The organism is Bacillus badius NBRC 15713 (assembly GCF_001591605.1).
GTDB classification, from domain to species: Bacteria; Bacillota; Bacilli; order Bacillales; family Domibacillaceae; genus Pseudobacillus; species Pseudobacillus badius.
The window spans coordinates 90679-110301 of record NZ_BCVF01000002.1 but is presented as its reverse complement, the minus strand read 5'-3'; the positions used below and the strand labels follow the sequence as shown (position 1 = coordinate 110301).

Annotated in this window: 20 protein-coding genes and 1 riboswitch; of the genes, 4 read left to right on the top strand and 16 right to left on the bottom strand. The window is 44.0% G+C overall.

The features are described from left to right. Positions 1–142 precede the first annotated feature (142 nt). Positions 143–320, bottom strand: a riboswitch (cobalamin riboswitch). An 82-nt stretch (positions 321–402) separates the two neighbouring features. From BBA02S_RS01745 to BBA02S_RS20930, 5 genes are all read right to left on the bottom strand, one after another. Continuing rightward, positions 403–822 (bottom strand): sporulation protein, encoded by a 420-nt coding sequence (locus tag BBA02S_RS01745; protein WP_082040213.1) that lies wholly within the window; start codon positions 820–822, stop codon positions 403–405. 245 nt (positions 823–1067) lie between these two features. Then, complete coding sequence (locus BBA02S_RS01740) at positions 1068–1697, bottom strand: metal-dependent hydrolase (RefSeq protein ID WP_041096069.1); 630 nt, start codon at positions 1695–1697, stop codon at positions 1068–1070. A gap of 282 nt (positions 1698–1979) precedes the next feature. After that, positions 1980–2192: a hypothetical protein gene (locus BBA02S_RS01735; RefSeq protein WP_041096070.1), complete on the bottom strand. Its 213-nt coding sequence runs from the start codon at positions 2190–2192 to the stop codon at positions 1980–1982. Positions 2193–2350: 158 nt separating this feature from the next. Then, positions 2351–2668 (bottom strand): hypothetical protein, encoded by a 318-nt coding sequence (locus BBA02S_RS01730; RefSeq protein WP_052475065.1) that lies wholly within the window; start codon positions 2666–2668, stop codon positions 2351–2353. Positions 2669–2917: 249 nt separating this feature from the next. Next, the gene (locus tag BBA02S_RS20930; protein WP_041096071.1) at positions 2918–3265 is read right to left on the bottom strand and encodes a hypothetical protein; all 348 of its coding nucleotides are present in this window, start codon (positions 3263–3265) and stop codon (positions 2918–2920) included. 213 nt (positions 3266–3478) lie between these two features. Between BBA02S_RS20930 and BBA02S_RS21210 the strand changes: the two genes are divergently transcribed. Further along, positions 3479–3610, top strand: coding sequence for a hypothetical protein (locus BBA02S_RS21210; protein WP_255211737.1), 132 nt, complete (start codon positions 3479–3481; stop codon positions 3608–3610). Positions 3611–3693: 83 nt separating this feature from the next. On the opposite strand, the gene BBA02S_RS01720 is transcribed toward BBA02S_RS21210, so the two are convergent. Further along, a complete protein-coding gene (locus tag BBA02S_RS01720) occupies positions 3694–4788 on the bottom strand; it encodes an AbrB family transcriptional regulator (protein ID WP_041113623.1) in 1095 nt (364 codons plus the stop codon). A 125-nt stretch (positions 4789–4913) separates the two neighbouring features. On the opposite strand from BBA02S_RS01720, the gene BBA02S_RS01715 reads away from it, so the two are divergent. Next, a complete protein-coding gene (locus BBA02S_RS01715; RefSeq protein ID WP_041096073.1) occupies positions 4914–5786 on the top strand; it encodes a LysR family transcriptional regulator in 873 nt (290 codons plus the stop codon). 143 nt (positions 5787–5929) lie between these two features. Further along, positions 5930–6511 carry a hypothetical protein gene (locus BBA02S_RS01710; protein ID WP_041096074.1) on the top strand — a complete coding sequence of 194 codons (582 nt, stop codon included), beginning with the start codon at positions 5930–5932 and terminating at the stop codon, positions 6509–6511. A gap of 67 nt (positions 6512–6578) precedes the next feature. Here BBA02S_RS01710 and BBA02S_RS01705 read toward each other — a convergent pair whose 3' ends face one another. The 9 genes from BBA02S_RS01705 to BBA02S_RS01665 form a co-directional block, all read right to left on the bottom strand. After that, positions 6579–8177, bottom strand: coding sequence for an amidohydrolase (locus BBA02S_RS01705; protein ID WP_041113624.1), 1599 nt, complete (start codon positions 8175–8177; stop codon positions 6579–6581). A gap of 200 nt (positions 8178–8377) precedes the next feature. Beyond that, positions 8378–10561, bottom strand: coding sequence for a bifunctional diguanylate cyclase/phosphodiesterase (locus BBA02S_RS01700; RefSeq protein ID WP_052477286.1), 2184 nt, complete (start codon positions 10559–10561; stop codon positions 8378–8380). A 41-nt stretch (positions 10562–10602) separates the two neighbouring features. After that, positions 10603–12321: a methyl-accepting chemotaxis protein gene (locus tag BBA02S_RS01695; RefSeq protein WP_231557170.1), complete on the bottom strand. Its 1719-nt coding sequence runs from the start codon at positions 12319–12321 to the stop codon at positions 10603–10605. Between the two features lie 47 nt (positions 12322–12368). Continuing rightward, positions 12369–14504 carry a sensor domain-containing protein gene (locus BBA02S_RS01690; RefSeq protein ID WP_041113625.1) on the bottom strand — a complete coding sequence of 712 codons (2136 nt, stop codon included), beginning with the start codon at positions 14502–14504 and terminating at the stop codon, positions 12369–12371. 428 nt (positions 14505–14932) lie between these two features. Then, positions 14933–15454, bottom strand: a complete 522-nt coding sequence (locus tag BBA02S_RS01685; RefSeq protein ID WP_041096078.1) for a MogA/MoaB family molybdenum cofactor biosynthesis protein — start codon at positions 15452–15454, stop codon at positions 14933–14935. Between the two features lie 20 nt (positions 15455–15474). Continuing rightward, on the bottom strand, positions 15475–16485 hold the full coding sequence (moaA, locus tag BBA02S_RS01680) for a GTP 3',8-cyclase MoaA (protein WP_041096079.1): 1011 nt from the start codon (positions 16483–16485) through the stop codon (positions 15475–15477). 57 nt (positions 16486–16542) lie between these two features. Next, positions 16543–17148 (bottom strand): molybdenum cofactor guanylyltransferase, encoded by a 606-nt coding sequence (locus tag BBA02S_RS01675; protein WP_041096080.1) that lies wholly within the window; start codon positions 17146–17148, stop codon positions 16543–16545. A gap of 7 nt (positions 17149–17155) precedes the next feature. Further along, complete coding sequence (moaD, locus tag BBA02S_RS01670) at positions 17156–17386, bottom strand: molybdopterin converting factor subunit 1 (protein ID WP_041096081.1); 231 nt, start codon at positions 17384–17386, stop codon at positions 17156–17158. Then, positions 17379–17852, bottom strand: a complete 474-nt coding sequence (locus BBA02S_RS01665) for a molybdenum cofactor biosynthesis protein MoaE (protein ID WP_041113626.1) — start codon at positions 17850–17852, stop codon at positions 17379–17381. The genes moaD and BBA02S_RS01665 overlap by 8 nt, the downstream gene beginning before the upstream one ends. A gap of 117 nt (positions 17853–17969) precedes the next feature. Here BBA02S_RS01665 and moaC point away from each other — a divergent pair, with 117 nt between their 5' ends. Beyond that, a complete protein-coding gene (gene moaC / locus BBA02S_RS01660) occupies positions 17970–18464 on the top strand; it encodes a cyclic pyranopterin monophosphate synthase MoaC (protein ID WP_041096083.1) in 495 nt (164 codons plus the stop codon). Between the two features lie 7 nt (positions 18465–18471). On the opposite strand, the gene BBA02S_RS01655 is transcribed toward moaC, so the two are convergent. After that, positions 18472–19494: a ThiF family adenylyltransferase gene (locus tag BBA02S_RS01655; RefSeq protein WP_041113627.1), complete on the bottom strand. Its 1023-nt coding sequence runs from the start codon at positions 19492–19494 to the stop codon at positions 18472–18474. Positions 19495–19623: the final 129 nt, after the last annotated feature.

The following is a 19623-nucleotide window of genomic DNA, read 5'->3' as shown; positions in this document are numbered from 1 at the left end:
AATTGAAAGATGGGATAAGGGCGAAGAAGATCATTAACGAACGAAAAAGTGCACAGACCCGCCCGAAACATAAATAAAGAGCTTGCCTGAACAGAAGGTCTTTTTCATTTTCTCCGCGCTTTCTTCCCAACTCCCGAAGAAGAGTAAACGCTGTAAAAAGGCAGGTCTCCTGGCTTGTGCTTCTTCCTTGCGCATTCCTTCCCGTCCATTGGACAGTGGATTGCCGTGCGCTCGTCCACACTTACAGTTGCGGGTACAGCTTCGGTATTTCACCGAATTCCCTATTAAGCTGAAACAGCACCTTTTTACTAAATGTTGATTTTATTTAATTATAAACACTAAATGTTGTGTCCGGATTAGTATAACAATGAAACTTCCCTGAAGCAAGCCCCATTCATTTTTCTATTTCCTTTTGGGTAAAATAATGACTTCGTCTTGATCAAAAGGATCAACGGCTTGCGGAATGACAGCCGTGGTTTTCAAAAATGTTTGATGCGCAGCACTGGTGGGCGGATGTTCTGCATCAATTTCCAGAGTGAAGGGAATGGTTAGTTTCTCCTTAGGCTGAATATCACGTTGAATCGGTATAGTCATTTCCTTTAACTCTTTATCGTGATAGGAGAAATCACTGTCTTCCCGCACTTCGTGAATTTGCAAATACCAAGAGATAACGAGCGCATCAATCGGCTCTGCTGCTTGGCCGCCGTTAATTAATACCTTTCCTTTCATTTTCTCCCCCGCATGGTAATCTGTTTTTTCCAGAACGGTATCGATGGCGACTCCGCCGATGCCTATGCTGGATAAAATATTTTTCCACATCATGTCTTCCCCCTTTTTTTTGATTCCCTATTAGTATAATATTCCCCCTGACTTGTTGTTTAACCTTTTTAATCATGAGTTTTTTGAATTTTGCATATACTGAAACAAGAAAAAATAATTTGCAACCATCCCATTTTTAATAAACACACGAAGAATAGCCGCCGCTCACCTAGTTATTCGTTAAAAACAAGAGGGCCTTCTGCAGCGGCAAACTCCCCCAAATCATGGCTGTCATCTAAACAGCCGCTTTAAAACTCCTTGTTAAACAGCGGTTGAAACCATCTAATTCCTCTTTTATTGGCCGGCCAGACTTTCATATCGGCAACTAAATGGCTTAAGTAAGCAATAGAAGCCGCAGCAAAGCTGCCTTCAAGATGGGTGCTTTGCTGGAACTCCCAGGCAATCCCTGCGAAGCAAGCAGCTCCGATCAAGGAATGGGTTAACGACCGGTGAGATAAAAAGGAGGAAGCGATGATAAATACACTTAATAAAAGCAGCCAGAACACATCCGTGTACCAGGCCGCAGCCGCTAGAGCCGCGCCGGTGATAAAGAGCATGGTGCGCTGTTTAATAAACAGGCGGGGCAATACTGTTAGACAAAGCCCGACAGTGAAGCCGGCTGACTGAACAAACCCTTCCAAGCTTATGTAACTGTAACCGACCAAGAGCAGTCCGGCCGCAGCAAAAAACAAAATGAGCCACTTTTTTGATATGGTAATCCGATTAGACAGCTTGCCGTTTACATCCAGATCCGGCGCGAGGCCAGCTATCGCGCCTATGCCGATCAGGGCAGCCGTCGTTAATGGATCTGTATGAAGATAGACCGCTGTTCCCAGACCGGAAGCCCCTCCAATCACTAAATGAGCCGATCCTTTCATTGATTGTCATCCTTTTCTTTTTCTCCATTATAACAAACAAACGTTCCCAATCCTACAAAAAAATAGCATGGATAGATTCACCAATGCTTAGTCCGTTGAGCGTGAAATTGGAATGATTATAAGCACATTTGGACAAACTTACTGAAGCTTATTTATGTAGAATCCAAAGAAACAAACTATTCTCTCCAAGTTCTTAACATCAACTAAAAAAGAGGTTCGGAATAAAACCATGACGAACCCCTTTTGTCAGCAAGCTGACACATCTATAATCAGGCATTTCCCTTAGTCCTTCTTCGAATGTGAAGATCGGCCGATAAATCCATCTACTTGCTGCGACAAATCCTCGACCAGCTCTTTCAACAGCTGCTTTTGTTCAGTGGACAGCTTTTGTTTCGCTTCTTCTAAATCGATGCCGTTTTTTTGAAAGATATCGCTGACAAGCAAATCGATAATTTTATTAGAAATCACGTTGGGATTCTTAGCTGAATCACTCATGTATCTCCCTCCCTTTCAAGAACACTGTGTCCCTCTACTATATGCAGGAGTCAATTAGAAAGGAACTCTTTCGCTGCTCAATAGGCGCTAGAAAAGGTGATGATTAACCAAAAACAGGCAGAGAAAAAGGGTTAGTTTTTTTCTGCCTGTTTTTACTTTCAAGATTGATTGGAATGGCGCTCAATCACCTGAAGCAGCCAATCCTGCACGCTTTCAATATATTCCGCGGAAATATCAAGCTCTGCAAGCACCGTTCCCTTGCCGATAATTTTCAGTCCCGGTACAAGTGCCGGCTTTTTAGGATTCATTGAATACACAACCGTTTCTATGTGTTGAACAGGAATCCGAACATTAGTAATAGGACCTTTGCTGATTAAGAAGCCGTTATCCACTTTAATTACGTTCTTTTTCCAGCAATATTCCGTCGCTGTAGCCGTACATTCAACGGCGGTGTCTTCATTGAGGAAAGGTGTCATATATATACCTCTTTTTCACTGTATATGGTAGATAATATCAATTGATCAATTATAACCTAACAGCTTTGGGCAGTTTTGTAAATAAAAATCTATCCTCTTGATTAATTTACATAATACAATTATGATTACCTATTGCTGGAATTCGCAGTCCGTCCCTCTGCGTTGGGCTCTTTATAGACTACTCCTTGAAAAAAAACACAGCCCCATTCTTATCGCTGGGGCTTGACCTCTTCGCTCAGGGAACTCGCTTTATATGACTTTCGCTTTTGTATATACACCTGTTTTTCTCTCTTTCACTTCTCTGATCAGCACCCTGGAATTTCTTACCTTTAACAGATAAGAAATATTTGAACTAGTAAAGACAGCTACTCGATCCATCTTTCCTGAGATTGTTTCGAGATTAAGCCAGAAATGCTGTTTTGCAGTTTTGCCGACTCTTGTCACTTCTACAATTTCCGCTAATGGAATCTTTACTTGATTCATTGAATCGCTGACTATTAACATATCTTGATCTATTTTATAGTTTGATGTCTGTTTTTTGCGCTGAAAATAAAGCCAAACAAACAGTGCACCTGTAAGGAGCAACAATAATTCCACTTCATGACACCTCCTCTTTTTCTCCATCTGGCGCTCTTCAAATAACATTTTTCCCATCCCTATTACTGTACCCATTTTTCTGCTTTTTACCCATGCAACAGCCCATTCTTTAGAAATAAAATTTTGTTAAAAAAGTTTAAGCCAAACAAAAAAAGATAATATCAATACTAAGGTATGCCCACTTTACGGGATACCGGTTGAGGAGGAAAAAAGATGAAAAAACCAGACGAGGAAAAGCTATTAATCCGGATTACACAGCTTGAAGAAATTGTTCTTGAGCTGTCTGATCGAATAAGACAAATAAGCGAGGAGCTTATAGAAATGAAAAATGAAAAAATTCACTAACAGCAGCCTGACGCTGACCTTCTTTCTTATGGCAGGCTGCTCATTCAAATAGTCAAGCCAGGGAAGCATTCCCTGGCTCTTTATTATGCAGAAGCGCGGGTATGAGCGTCTTTCCGCAGCTCCCGCGTATGCAATAGGCGAAACAACGGAGGCAGGATAAGGCAGACGGCTAAAATTCTCAATACTTGCACCGCGACGACAAATGTTGAGTCGGCCTCAAGGACTACCGCTGTTGTGGCCATTTCGGCTATTCCCCCCGGTGCAAAAGCAAGGGCGGCTGTTTTAAAGTCGATGCCGGTTAGGAACGAAACAAAATAGGCGCAAATAAACATCACTGCAATAAGGCCCACTGTGCTGATCAAGCCCACTGCTAGGATCTGGTGCAGCCCGCTAAACATTTTTTTATGAAAACGGGAGCCGATGGATACCGCGATCAAAACCTGCGACAGCACAATCAAGCTATGCGGCCAATAAGCGATCATATCCTGTCCGGCCAATGAAGAAGCCAGCGATTGAACAAGAGCTACCGCGGTCATGCTGCCGAGCAGCCAAGGCGCTGGAAACCTCAAATACTTGCCGGCATAATAGCCGCTCCAGCCAGCAAAAATCAAGAAAGCCGTCCACAGCAGCTGAACCGGTTCAAATGCCGCTGCAGGCTGAACAGCTGCACCAGCAGACGGATGCACCGTCCATAACGATACGAGCACGGGAATGAGCAGGATAACGAGAAAGACACGCATCGTTTGGATGATGCTTACTACTGCCGTATTCGCTCCCACCTCTTCTGCCAGGGCCGGCATAGCTGATAGTCCGCCGGGAGCGGTGCCAAAAAAGCTCGTCAGCATATCTGACCGGCTGAACCTCCAAAGAATCACACCGGAAAGCAAAGAGAAAAGAACAGATAACCCCATCATCAGCATAATGACAAACCAGTGTGATTGAAAAACAGTCAACACCGACAAATTAATTTTTTGGCCGAGTTCTATTCCGAGGATTAATTGGCCGGTATAGAGCCAGCCCTTCGGCAACTCTTCCTCTGAACGCTTAGGAAAGGCAAAGGAAAGACAGGCTGCTGCAAAAAGCGTCCCCAGCATCCAGCCGATGGACAGGCCGGTTAGCGATAACAAAAGCCCGCCTATGCTGCTCATTAAAAGAACGAACCATTTTCTTGCTTTCATCCGATCCTCTTCTTTCTTTTCTTATTTTCCATGTATCCATTATAATAATGATAAAGAAATAAATAAAATATCGCTTTTTTATGATTATCCATAAAATAATTTTATACCTAAAAGGAGAGAGGTTCTTGGACGAACGCGACTGGCTCATCTTACAAACGTTATTTAAGGAGAAAAACATGACAAAAACCGCTCATGCGCTCTATCTTTCCCAGCCAGCTTTAACAAGCCGAATCAAGCAAATGGAAAAGGAATTTGGTGTGCAGATTGTCAATCGCGGCAGACGGGGAGTAACCTTCACCCCTCAAGGAGAATATTTAGCCAGGTGCGCCCGCGAGATGCTGTTGAAGATGCAGCATATTAAGGAGAACGTCCTTAATATGGAAAACAAGATGACCGGTACCCTTCGGCTCGGTGTTTCAACATTTTTCACTGATTATAAGCTGCCGGGCCTGTTAAAGCTCTTTAAAGATGAATATCCCGAGGTTGAATTTAAGGTAATGACGGGATGGAGCAACGAGATGATTCATCTGGCACATAATCAGGACGTGCATGTCGCTTTCATCAAAGGCGATTATAGCTGGAAAGGCGGAAAAAAATTACTGTTTGAAGAGCCCATTTATATCGCTTCCAAAGAACCAATCGCTTTGGAGGATTTGCCGAATCTGCCAAGGATTGATTATCACACTGATCAGAATTTGAAAACCGTCGTTGATAACTGGTGGGCCGAGAACTACACAAAGCCTCCACTCGTCAGCATTGATGTTGATAAAGCAGGCACTAGTAAAAATATGATGGCCAACGGCTTAGGCTATGCCATTTTGCCCGGCATGCTATTAAGCGACTTGAAGAACATTCACAAAATAGCCATCCAGACAAGAGACGGCCAGCCAATTATCCGTAAAACGTGGATGGTGTTTCCGGAAGAATATCTGCAACTGAATATCGTTCGGGCATTTGTTGAATTTGTCGAGCGGACCGATTTGCAGAACATACCATAAGTCGCCCATAAAAGATGGTTGCTTGGCTCCTTAGCTGTGAAAATAAAAAGTGAATCAAACAAAAAACCTTCTTTTCAGTAAATTTTCATTTATGTTCCTTATACTAACGATAATGTTCCATTAAATAATCGGAGGTACAGACAATGAATTCCAAACAAGGAACAAGACAGAGCACTTCCTTTTTATCTGGCTACATCCCAAATCGAAAAGAACGGCACCTCACATTCATCAGTTTGCTTGCCACAGTATGTTTTCTGTTAATTGGTTTTTTGTTCATTTGGTTCAACAAGCAGACGCTCATGGCACAGGAGCACGAAGCTTATGAAGAAATCATTGAACAACTTGGTTCTATTTCAAGAATTATCTACTTTGCGGTTTTGGCGGTTTATCCTGTTTTTCTCTTATTAAAATGGAAACGCCTGCATACGATTCAATGGCGGAACATCAAGTTGAAAAACATTCTGGTGTTTCTCGGAAAGAATCTTAGAAAATGGCACGTACCTTTGGCCCTTGTCTCAACGGGAGTGATTTTGCTTCATGGTTATTTGGCGATCATTAGGGGATTTAAGTGGGATTTCACGAACCTTACAGGAGTGGCGGCTTTCATCCTGTTAGGCTTTCTCTTATTCATGGGGTTTAAGCGGTTTAAGCGGCAGGATAAAAAGTGGCATTTCAAACTGGCGCTCGCATTCCTCATTTTATTTATGATTCATTCTTCCCTTTAAGAGACTCATCGACAAACAGACAAAAAGAGCAGTCCTTGCCAAGCGCAGGGACTGCTCTTTTGTTTATTTATCTCCGGTAAACTACTTTCCCGTTGACGATAGTCATTTCAATGTTCACCGACAGCAGCCCGTCTGGATGTTCCATCTGCAACAGGTCGTGTGAATAAACCGTCATGTCGGCGAGCTTTCCAGGTGAAAGGGTTCCTTTTTTATGTTCTTCATTGGTTGCACAGGCACCGCCGATTGTAAAAAGCTTTAAAGCAGACAGCATAGACAGTTTTTCCTTTTCATTCCAGCCATTATGTGATTGCGCAGGCGCCCGTCTCGTCACTGCGGCGTGAATGCCCAGCAAAGGATCTGCCGGCTCTACCGGGGCATCTGACCCGCCTGCGCACAACACTCCAGCTGATAGCAATGATTGCCATGCATATAAATACGGCACTCTCTGTTTTCCAAGCCTGTCTTGCACCCATGGAAAGTCTCCAACTACAAACCGCGGCTGAATATCTGCCACTATAGATGGATCGGCTAAGCGCTGCATCAAGTCTTCCCGCAGCAAAGAGACATGAATAATCCTGTCGCGGTATTGAACTTTCGGAAATTGATCCAGTATTTTCAAAACATTTTCAACTGCCTGGTCACCGATCGTATGGACAGCAATCGGCATCGCCTGCGCCCTTGCGGCTTCGATCATTTCATAAAGCTCCCCTTGGCTATGCTGCGCTTCTCCTAACTGATCAGGCGCATCATCATACGGTTTAGATAGAAGAGCCGTTCTTCTCCCAAGCGCCCCGTCGGCAAAAATCTTAATGGCGCCTATCTGCAGCTTATTGTTCCCATAACCAGCATGCATGCCCCGTTCCTTTAAACGGGGCAAGAATGGATGGTCAATCAGGAGGTTGCAGCGCAGCCCTTGCTGCTCTTCATTCAGCAGCTCGTCATATAATTGATAGGTCTGATCAAAGCCGCCTAAGTAGAGCGGGTCATTCGTATGCACACTTGTTATTCCGCACTTGCTCGCATGGTGCATCGCCTGCCTTAACCCTATTTTTAATTCGTCGTACGTCAGCTCCGGTATATGCTCCGTAATCAGCCTGGAAGCCGATTCAAGCACAAGCCCGGTTGGACTTCCTGTTCTTTCATCAAGCACGATGCTTCCTCCTGTTGGAATTGGCGCAGAAGGGTGATAATGACACACTTCAAGTGCTTTGCTGTTTATAAGAAAGGCATGATGACAGACTCGCTTTAAATAGATAGGGCAATGCGGAGCCACATAATCCAGCTCTTGAATCGTCGGAATGGCTCCATCCATGAATAGATTTTCATCCCAGCCCATTCCTAACAGCCATTTCCCGGGAGGCGTCTTATCCGCTCTTTCTTTTATTCTCTCCAGCATGTCCTCTTTAGAAGCAACGCCAGTTAAATTCAAGTCCAAGTATTGAAAAGCAATCCCCGACAGGTGAAGATGGCTATCAATCAGTCCGGGGGTTGCCATTTTCCCTTCTAAATCAATGATCTTTGCACCGCTTCCTCCCCAATGCAAAATCATCTTTTGATGCGTCCCCATGTCAGCCACCTGTCCATTTTCCACTACAACTGCTTCCACTAACGGTTGATTGGCATCAAGTGTATAAATCGCCCCGTTCGTATAAATGATTCTCTCCATACTCTTCCTCCTCCATCTACCATTGAAGGCCATTCCCCTTATCTATGTAAAGCTGCTCTCTTTCCTATCCATATTTCAAATACACTGATAATTGTAATTGTATCATACCTTTTCCTGTTAAAAATAGGATTTCCTTTGAATAAATGCACGTAAAGCAGCCCTAGACGCTCAAACGGCATCTAGGGCAGAGACATTCACTTTTATTTCACGTCCGTCAGCTTTAGCTGTTGGCAATAGCTGCTTGCCTGTCCTTGAATCTCTGCAAATAAGCAGCTTATTTTTTCAGGAGGGAGCGGCGGGCTGAAAAGATAGCCCTGTACTTGATAACAATTGTTCTCCCACAAAAAGGAGAGCTGTTCCATCTCCTCTACTCCTTCGGCAATAACAGAAAGGCAAAGGTGCTCAGCAATCGCAAGGATGGTAGAAATTAACGCCGCATTATGTTTATCTGATGGAACATGCTGAACAAATGACCGGTCAATCTTTAAACAATCGATAGGCAAGTCCTTTAAATAATGCAAGGAAGAATAGCCCGTCCCAAAATCATCTACAGCGATACGTATTCCTAGCTTTTTCAAGTCAGCTAGCATGCTGGCTGCATAGCTCATATCCGTTGTCATGCTTTCTGTAATTTCCAACTCCAGAAAATGAGGGGCCAAATCGGCTTCTTTAAGGCTATCTTTAATTATGTCCACGAGGTTCTGCTGAAAAAATTGCCGGGTAGATAAATTGACTGCTACACCTATATGCGAGATCCCCTGATTATGCCATTCCTTTAACTGCTGACAGGCTGTCTTTAATACCCATTCACCGATCGGTGCAATTAAGCCGGTTTCTTCAGCAATCGGTATAAACTGGCTCGGAGAAATCCAGCCTCGTTCCGGATGCTTCCAACGGATCAGCGCTTCAAATGAGACAATGTCCCCTGTACGTACATTCACTTGCGGCTGATAATCAATATGCAATTCTCCTTTTGCAAGAGCTTTATGCAAATCATGCTCCAGCATCAGCCGGTCGATGAACTGCTTGTCCATTGCTTCCTGATAAAACTTTAGCCGCTGTGTTTCTTTCTGAGCTTCATATGCCGCCATCTGAGCATGCTTTAAGAGTTCATCTTCATTTGTTCCGTGCTCAGGGTAAAGGGCAATTCCGATATTTACTGTCATATTCAGCTGCAAATGCTGGACTTGAATGGGCTCCTTCATTAGCTCCTGCACTTTTTCACAGAGATTCAGCACCTCTTCTTTATGGTCAACAGAAGTAAGAAAAATGGTAAATTCTTTTCCTCTCTTCTTCCCTATAAATACATTTGAAGAAACGAGCGAGTATAGGCGTTCAGCAACAGATTGCAGTGTTAAGTCACTAAAAGTATGACCCAAAGACTCATAAATGGCATCAAAACGGTCAATTTCAACAACAAGGACTGCCTTTTGCGAATCCGGTTCATTAGTTAACGTTTGACCCAGCTTTTCTTTAAAATAACGAACGTTCGGAAGCTTTGTACGTTCATCGTGATAGGCCATATAATGAAGCGATTCTTCAGATTCACGCAGGCGCCGCTCCGCTTTTCTTACTCTTTGAAATGGCTCTTCCACCGACGTATAGTACAGAGCTTTTAATAAACAATAAAAACCGGTCAGCTGAAACAAATGGCCAATAAAATTAGTAATATCATATACACTTTTATAAGAAGTAAACATGGAATCACCGATAATTAAATAGACCGAAGCGATAATCATCATAAAATTGCGGGTTTTTGCTTTGTTAAAATTTTTCACCAAAAATAAAAAGCAAAAGCATTGCAGCAAAATCGCCGTATATTGCAAGCCGACCTTTATACTTGTTGGCCCTGAGCCTTCAATCACTAATTCAGGCAGCAGCTGTACAGGATAAAAAATAAGGGCAATCCAACTGACCGCATAAACCAAGGCCAAACTGTATGAAATCCAGCGGTACGAGGTATTTACTTGCCTGTCCGGTATTAAAAGGATCATAAGCAATCCAAAAGCCTGCGTCAGCCTGGAAATCATATAGAACCAGGTCGCATTGTAGGGAGTACTTTCCATGAGAAAAAACGGCATCCCTTTATAAGTAATCGCATGAAACATTTCCAGCCAGCCCACCGAAAAGAACAGGGCCCCTAACCATAACCGCTGATTGGATAAAATGTATGGAGAAATCATCCATGCCTGAACAGCAATAGCAAAAGATGACCCGATAATGAAAATTTCAAAAATCAAATGGAGGATCACATAATTCCGCTCGTCAAAAATAGCAAAAAGTGATTCTCGAAAGCATAAAGCAAGAACTAAGAATAAGAGGGGGATCAGAATCCCCCAGCCATCCACTTTCCAAAACTTATCTGTTATCCTTCTCTGCTCCAAAGGAGGCTCTCCTCTCACACTACCTAAAGTTTACAAACCAATCACAGCTCTTTCTCCAATTGGGACAGCAAGGCAATCACGCGGTCAGATGCCTGCTGTAATTGTTCAAAAGCTTGCTGGGCTCCTGCTTCGTTCCCTTGCTCATAATTTTGAACGGCTTGTTTTGCGTAATAATGCACGGCTTGATGAGGTTCCTCCAGTTGTTGAAAGGCCGAACGATTTTTAACTTGGGATGATAATTCGCCATAATACCAGCGGCCGAGCCGGCAAGATTCATAAGAAGACACTTGACTAGAATTAATCTCCTCTATGTTAAGCAGCATATTGTATATTCTCCACTTCCAAAGCAGATGATCTGTTTTAGCTACTTGAACAATATCTTTATCATTCAGCTTTATGTTTGTATCAAAGAAAGTGAGACGGTATTCATCCATTTGTCTGCTTAACTCAAAAATTAACTGAGCGGTTTCTTTGGCAATGCTTTGAGAAAGCGTGCCAAGATCAAACATCGCTGAATTCCGCTCGGCAATTTCCATAACAGCAGATGTCTGCTCTTGCGTCATTGCAGCGATCTGTGAGGTTGACTGATTAATCTCCTGCATCGTTAAAACGATCTTCTCCAGCGCCTGATCAGCAGATTGGGCTTCAGCCACACTGCGCTCCACCAGCTTTTCTGTGTTGCTCATTTGCTCTGTCACAACATGAGAGACTTTTTGCAAGGATTCCATATTGGATGTAATTTGCATGGTTTGTTCTTTCGTATGCTCAGCCAGCTTTCGGACCTCGTTAGCTACAACGGCAAACCCTTTCCCATGCTCACCAGCGCGCGCGGCTTCGATGCTGGCATTTAAAGCGAGCAAATTGGTTTGCTCCGTAATTTCCCGGATCACTTTCACGATACTTTGCGTTTGTTCAATTTCATCGTTTAACTGATTTGCCTGCTCCGTTACATGTTTGTATACTTGGCCTACTTGCTGAATGTCTGCTAGCGCTCCATTGATGACTCCCTTGCTTTCTTCTGCTGAGCGTACGGCTTCATCTGTTCTTTCAGCTACCTTAACAGAATGATTGGCTACCTCCATAATCGATGCACTCACCTCTTCTGTAGCAGAAGTGATGCTGTAGCTTTCTTGAATCATATTATCCATTCCTGTAATCAGCTGTTTAGTCGTATCCAGCTGGGTCATTTCATTCAGCATGCCGGAGACATCAAACAAAAATGATTTGAACGTTTCTTCCATATATACACAAACAATCAACTGCTGATCAAAAGCAGCCAGTTTTTGAACAGCCAGCACAGCCTTCATCATTTTATCTGGGCGATGACTCATTTTTTCCATTAAAATCGTTGTCATCATTTGAATCAATAAATGATGAGCAGCTACGAAATGATCGGCGGTTAGATGAATGCGGCTATGTACTTGGCCAATGATCACTCGGTTTTTTACATAATCCCTGTCGACCTCTGCCTGCAGCAGCTGTTCGATATACTTTTCCATTGTCATTCGTAAGCGTGCGACCGTGGAATGCTCCTGAATCATTTGTTGAAGATGATCAATTTGAGCAATGTATTCGTAAAACTCCTCTACAATCTTTTCTTTGTAAGGGAGCAAGATAGAAGACGCCTCCTTTACATAATCAAGCGTTTCCTGGCTGATATTCATGCACAATAACCGTTCCTTGATTTGCTGATCAACTCCGGATATTTCCTGTGGATCTGAACTATGCAAATACTCTAACCATGATTTTGGCTTTTTCATAAAAAGATTCATCATTTTACCCCGTTTCTATCTGCCTCTCGATTGATCTATTCACTTGGCTGTATTTCGGCAAATTCTATTAAATATTTTTCAAACTCTTCTCCAGATAAAGGCTTGCTAAACAAAAAGCCTTGCCCTTGAACGCAGCCGTCTTCGTTTAACACAGCCAGCTGCTCCTCGTTCTCGACTCCCTCGGCAATCACGTTAATATCCAGCGTCCGGGCAAGCGTTAACACTGCTTGGACGATGGCTTGGCTTTCTTCATTTTTGTGAATATCACGAATGAAAGAAGCATCAATTTTTAATGTGTCGACAGGCAAGTGTTTAATATAGCTAAATGAGCTATATCCCGTGCCGAAATCATCAATGGAAATATGAATGCCCATCTCCCGGAGTTGCTGCAAAGTATCCGCAGCATGGCCAACGTCCGCCAGAATGCTTTCTGTTACCTCGAGCTCCAGCCACTGCGGCTCTAATTTGGTCTCTTCCAAGATTTCGCGGACTTTTTCTACAATATACGGATGGGCCAGCTGGCGGACAGATAGATTGACAGATATCATCAGCGGCGGATAGCCCTTTTGTTGCCATTCTTTGTTTTGCATACAGCCTCGCCGAAGCACCCATTCCCCCAGCGGCAGGATAAGCCCTGTTTCTTCAGCAACCGGGATAAACTTATTCGGAGGGATTTTTCCGAGTTCTGGATGATACCATCGAACCAATGCTTCCATTCCGATAATTTTATTTTTGGACAAATCCATCTTTGGCTGGTAATCAATATGGAATTGCCCCAGTTGAATCGCTTTTCTTAATTCATTCTCAAGTAAAATGCGCTCCAACGATTTCGCTTCCATTTCTGAATGAAACAATTCATAGCCATTCCCGCCCCGCTCCTTCACAGAATAAAGAGCTGTATCAGCTTTATTTAACAACTCATCAGCGTCATCGCCATTCGCAGGGAACAAGGAGATGCCAATGCTGCAAGAAGGAGAATAGTTTTGGCCTGCCACTTTCAATGGTTCTTGGAAGCTGGTTTGTATTCTTTTCGCTACCTGCTCAACCTCTTGCCGATCAGATACATTCTTTAAAAGAACCGTAAATTCATCTCCGCCTAAGCGGGCCACTAAATCGCTTGACCGCAATGATTTTCTGATCCGCCGCGCTGCCTCTGTAATAATAAAGTCCCCATTCTCATGTCCCCAAGAGTCATTTACAAATTTAAAGCGGTCTAAATCAATAAACATAACAGCAAGCAAGGAAGAAGAACGCTTAGCCTGTTCTACCTCCTGCCGCAAGCTATTCATAAACAGCCTGCGGTTCGGCAAATCGGTTAACGTGTCGTGATAGGCTAAATGATAAACCATTCTGTCCGCTTTCTTCCGTTCAGTAATATCGCGCATAGCCAAAACAAAACGATTAATCTCTCCATCTTTACCTGCGATTGAATTGATTTTCGTTTCCATATCGTTGTATTTCCCATGGTGGGCCTTAATACGGAACTCGAGCAGGGAAGCAACTTTTTTCTTAGAGGAGAGAAGTTCCAACTCAGCTGCGAGGGCAGCTTGATCGTTTTCATGTATCCATTGAAAGATGTCTCCTGCATGCAATTTAGCAAGATCATCTCCTAACAGCGGAGTATGAGAAGGTGACATGTAGAAAAACTTCCCATCCTTATCAATCACCGAAACAAGATCAGAGGCATGCTCTGTAATCAAGCGATATTTTTCCTCGCTTTCCCTTAATTCTTCTTCCATTTGTTTTCGCAAGCTAATATCATTTCTGATGGATACATACTGGTAAGGCTTGCCGTGATCGTTTAAAAAAGGAACAATCGTCGTATCTACCCAGTAATAAGATCCATCTTTCGCCTTGTTTTTTACTTCTCCCCGCCATACTTTTCCGGATCCGATGGTTGCCCACATCTTCTTAAAAAACTCTTTCGGATGATAGCTTGAGTTTAAAATCCGATGATCTTCGCCGAGAAGTTCTTGCTCTTCATACTTAGAAATTTTGCAAAACTGCTGATTTACATAAAGAATCTTTCCCCGGGAATCAGTAGCAGCGACAATCGAAGACTGATCAAGCGCATATTTAACATCCGTTAACTCTTTTAAAACACTCTCCAGCTGCTCGCTTTCCCCGTTAAAAGCTCTTTTTTCATAAGGGTGCATTGAAAATTCAGGCATACTTTTCTCTCTCTTCTTTATATTTCTTTTGCATCGTGCGGCTTTATTAGGCAGGATGGAACCCATTTATAAAAAACCGACTCAAGTAAAGAGTCGGTTACACTAGTCGCTCCAAGTCATTCAAGTGCCCTTATTCAAAGGACTTTTCATCGCTTTCATGTTAAAGTAACAATATGAAGTTTATAATTATTCACTGAATAGCCTAGTATCTACACACAACAATAATAGTTCTAAATACCCAAAAAGTCAACATGAACTACTGCCCTTTCAAGAAAAAAGATATAAGAATATATAAAGGGATCACTCATAGCAGCTTTCTGTCCCTCATGATTTGCATCCAATAATCCGGCCATCTATTCACCTTCTTGTCATAAGTAAACAAAAAAGCAAATGGACCAATTTCAGGCGAGTCCATTTGCTTTTTCACTTTATCTGTCTTTGTTTAATTCTGTTACGATATGACCTATTTCTGGCAGCACGAGTTTTTCCATTGCCAGCGTTACAGCTCCGGTCGAACCTGGAAGAGAGAAAATCACTGTCCTTCCGGCGACACCGGCCACAGCTCGGGACATGAGGGCAGCTGTGCCAATATCTTCAGCATAACTGAGATAGCGAAACAGCTCGCCAAAACCTGGAATCTCCTTCTCAAATAACGGCATAACCGCTTCAATGGTAACATCCCGCTTGGCTATGCCAGTACCGCCGTTCACAATAACAGCGTCCACTTCAGGATCGCTAATTCCTTGCTGAACAGCTTGAACAATTTCCCCCTTTTCATCAGGAACGATTTGATAACGAGCCACCGCATGCTGATGACTGAGCAAAGATTCTTTAATCTTCTTGCCGCTTTTATCTGTTTCTTCTGCTCTTGTATCGCTAACTGTAATCACCTGGCAAACCGCGCGCCTTGCAGCGTGGCCTTTATGGGCATGTACTTGTGTCCCCTTCACTTCCCCTTCACTTCCTTTCTTCAACCGCCAATATAAGACATTTCAATTTTCGGGCGGTTTTTTGCCGTTTCTTCTGTTCTCTCATCAGAATAACGATCTATTCTTTGATTCCAAATAGCGGCAATATGCTCCTTGACTTCTTTTATGGAATCAGAAGACCGAAGCACCGGCTTTAAATCATGGCCTTTAGCGGAAAACAAGCATGTATACAGCTTTCCGTCCGCCGACACTCTTGCCCGGGTGCATGTAGAACAAAAAGATTCTGTCACTGAAGAAATCACTCCAAATTCTCCGCTCCCGTCTTGATATTGAAACCGGCTGGCCACCTCACCGTAGTAGGAGCCCTTCACGGATTCAATAGGAAACTGGCTGCTGATCAGCCGGATGATTTCTTTTTTGGATACGACAGATGAAAGCTGCCAGCCATTTGTACTGCCGACATCCATAAATTCAATAAAGCGAAGAGGAATTCCCTCTTTTTTAAAATGCTCCGCCATCGGCAAAATTTGGTGGTCGTTAATGCCCTTTTTAACGACCATATTTATTTTAATGCCAAGACCGGCAGCCTTTGCTGCTTCAATTCCTTTTAATACGGCTTTCACGCCGACAGCCCGTCCGTTCATTTCTTTGAAAACCCGGTCATCCAGTGCATCCATACTAATATTTACACGCTGCAGGCCCGCCGCCTTTAATGCTGTAGCATACTTAGGAAGCAGCACACCATTCGTCGTTAAGGCAATATCCTTAATGCTGGTTTTTGTATATAAGTCATGAACTAATTCAGAAAGATGTTTCCGGAGCAGAGGCTCTCCCCCCGTCAGTCGGATTTTTTCCACTCCAAGCTCCGCCGCTGCTTGAACGATGCGAACAATCTCCGCGAATGTTAAATATTTTTCCTTCGGCAGAAACGGATAATCCGCGCCAAAGATTTCAGCCGGCATACAGTAAGAACAGCGGAAGTTGCACTGATCTGTCAAGGAAATCCGAATGTCTCTCAGCGGTCTGTCAAATTTATCTTTTACTTGTTCCATTCTATTTCCCCTTTCTGGATGCCGGGGCTGCACAGCTGTCCATGACTGAAACGGATTTCATGACCGGTCTGCAAACAATTGATGGTAGGCATCCTTCGTATTAATATTTTTAAACCATTGTTCAGCGAATGGCAGATCTGCTTCTGTGACTCGCCGCTTCTTTATACAATCAAGCAAAGCTGTCATCCGAAAATTCCCTTTTGTCAGCTGAGCCGCCAAAATCGGCAAAACTCTCTGATGATAGACAGCAGCAAGCGGCTGTTCCCGGCCGTCGATATAAGGGATAACAGCATCGTATGGCTCCTCGGCTGCAGCAACTAGCACACCAATGACACGTTCATTGATTAAAGGCATATCACACGGCAGGACAATATACCACTCAGCGGCCAGCTGTGTCATTGCACTATATAATCCGGCAAGCGGCCCTTTTCCGCGAAAAGGAGGGGAATCTTCTATGACCGCTGCCGGCTGCTCCAAACGGAACCGGCTCACCAGAGATGGGTGACTGATAATAACCGTTCTCTCCGCAAATGGAGCAAGCGCCTCTAAGGAATACTCGTAAAAGCGCCGGCCTTTATACTGCACAAAAGCTTTTGGCTCGCCAAATCTTCTTGATTCACCGCCAGCCAATATCACACCTGCCAGCTGTTTCTTCTTCGTCATCGCTTCCTTATCCGCCGCTTACAGGCGGAATGAGCGCTACCGTATCTCCAGACTGGATCAGATCTTCCGGGTCCGCATATTCTTCATTGACAGCAACAATTAAAGCATCTGTCTGAATAGCATATTTCTCTTGAAGCTCGTTTAGCAGCTGCTTCACAGTCAATTTCTCATGCGCCACTTCCAGCTGCTCTTTTCCAATCTGCTCTTTCAGATGGGCAAAGCAAAGAACATTAATCATGACTTTCTACTCCTTTCGGTTTTCCCTCCGGATAGACTTCTGTCTCTAATTGATTGCCAATCCATTGCTCTCCGTCTTCCCAATGCTCTTTTTTCCAAATGGGAACGATCTGCTTAATCCGCTCAATGGCGTATTCACTCGCCCAAAATGCATCTTTGCGGTGCGGTGTTGATACCGCGATGACCACCGCAATCTCAGAAATAGCCAAATGTCCTGTGCGATGAGTAATCGCCGTTTTCGCATCTGGCCATTGCCGGCTGATTTCTTCACCGATTTTTTCCAATTGTTTTTCAGCCATAGATCGGTACGCTTCATATGTCAGCGATAAAGTCCGGCGGCCGCGCGTGTATTCCCTGACCGTTCCGATAAAGCTTGAAACAGCTCCGGCCTCCGGGCGTACCACCTTCTTTGTTACTTCTTCAACAGAAATTGGCTGATCAGTCACAATAAATAATCGTTCCAACATCTATTCCCCCTACAAAGCTCAATATTCATACACGGCGTTTATTCCGTTTCTTTCTCCTCTCATGTTACAATCAAATAGTTCCTTTACAGAAAAATAACGAATGAAAAGAGGGATTGTATGCCTGAATTTACTCATTTCAATAAACAGGGCAGAGCCCAAATGGTGGATATCACAGAGAAAAAGGAATCTCACCGCTTAGCAGTTGCCAAAACAAGCGTCCTCGTCAATGAACACATTTATCAGCAAATCCACGATCAGTCGATCAAAAAAGGGGACGTGCTTGCCGTTGCACAAGTAGCGGGTATTATGGCTGCCAAACAAACCGCTGCTTTGATTCCCATGTGCCACCCTATCCCCATCAGCGGCGTGGACATTGCTTTTGACTGGGTAAGCGAAGCATCCGATTACAGATTAGTCATTACCGTTTCTGTAAAAACAAAAGGCAGCACGGGCGTTGAAATGGAGGCTTTGACAGCTGCGTCTGCTTGTGCGTTAACAGTCTACGATATGTGCAAAGCTGTTGATAAAGGCATGGTCATTGGCCCCACTTACCTGGTGGAAAAATCAGGCGGAAAAAACGGCGATTTTCGCCGCAGTGATCCCATCCGTTAGAAGAGACTTAGCCAAATAATCTGGCGTAGTATTTCTTTGCCTCTGCCTCGTCGTTTGTTCCGTGGACAAGTACCCGGCCGTCATAAAACACGACTAGCCGATGAGGGGAGAAGTGAATCGTTACCATATAAGGGTTGCGTTTGACGGAGTAACCTTGCCGGGCAAACGTTTGCTCCAGCGCAGGAAGATTGACTTCCCCCGGTTTGGCAGGGCGAATTTGCACAGTGTCCCTTCCGCACAGCACCGCTGTTTTGGTTAAATTCTCACTGGATAAGTGCGGGTAAACAGGCGATTCGCCGCATGTTGGGCATGTGCTTCTCTTCACTTTGCCGACATTGATTTCTTTATGCATATTTTTCCAAAGGTCAAACATAATGAGCCTGCCGTTTAACGCCTGCCAGTCTTCTACTAATATTTTCATTGCTTCGGTGACCTGGTAAGAAATAACATGAGTGGCTGCAGGACTAATAATACCTGCTGTGTCGCATGTATGTCCGCTGCCAACAGCCCCTTTTTCCCATAAACAGCGAAGACATGGAGTTTGTCCGGGAAGAACGACGAAAACCATTCCATGGCTGCCGGTGCAAGCCCCGTAAATCCACGGAACTCCCAATTGGTGGGCAACGTCATTGATCATCAGCCTTGTTTCATAGTTATCAGTCGCATCAATAATTAAGTCTGCCTCTTTTGCCCACTCCAGTAATTCTGCATAAGAAGCATCTATCACTTCGGCATGGATGCGAACCGCCGAGTTAATCGCTGTCAGCCTTCGCTTCGCAGCGACCGCTTTTGGGATAGCCAGCCTGGCATCCTCCTCGCTGTACAGCTGTTGACGCTGCAAGTTGCTTTCTTCTACATAGTCGCGATCAATAATCGTTAAACGTCCAACTCCTGCGCGGACCAATGCTTCAGCATTTCCGGTACCCAAGGCTCCTGCGCCAATAAGGAGCACATGTTTTTCCTGCAATTTTTTTTGCCCCTTTTTGCCGACAGGCGAGAAAAGCTCCTGTCTTGAATAGCGTCCTTGCATTTCTCTCTTCCTTTCTGGCGCGGGACTAATCGTTTTAAGTTTAAAAACAAACAGAACACCCTGCCCTTGATGATGAGGACTGCATAGCCACCTTCTGCGCTTTTTTATTCCGCGCCTTCTATCTAGATG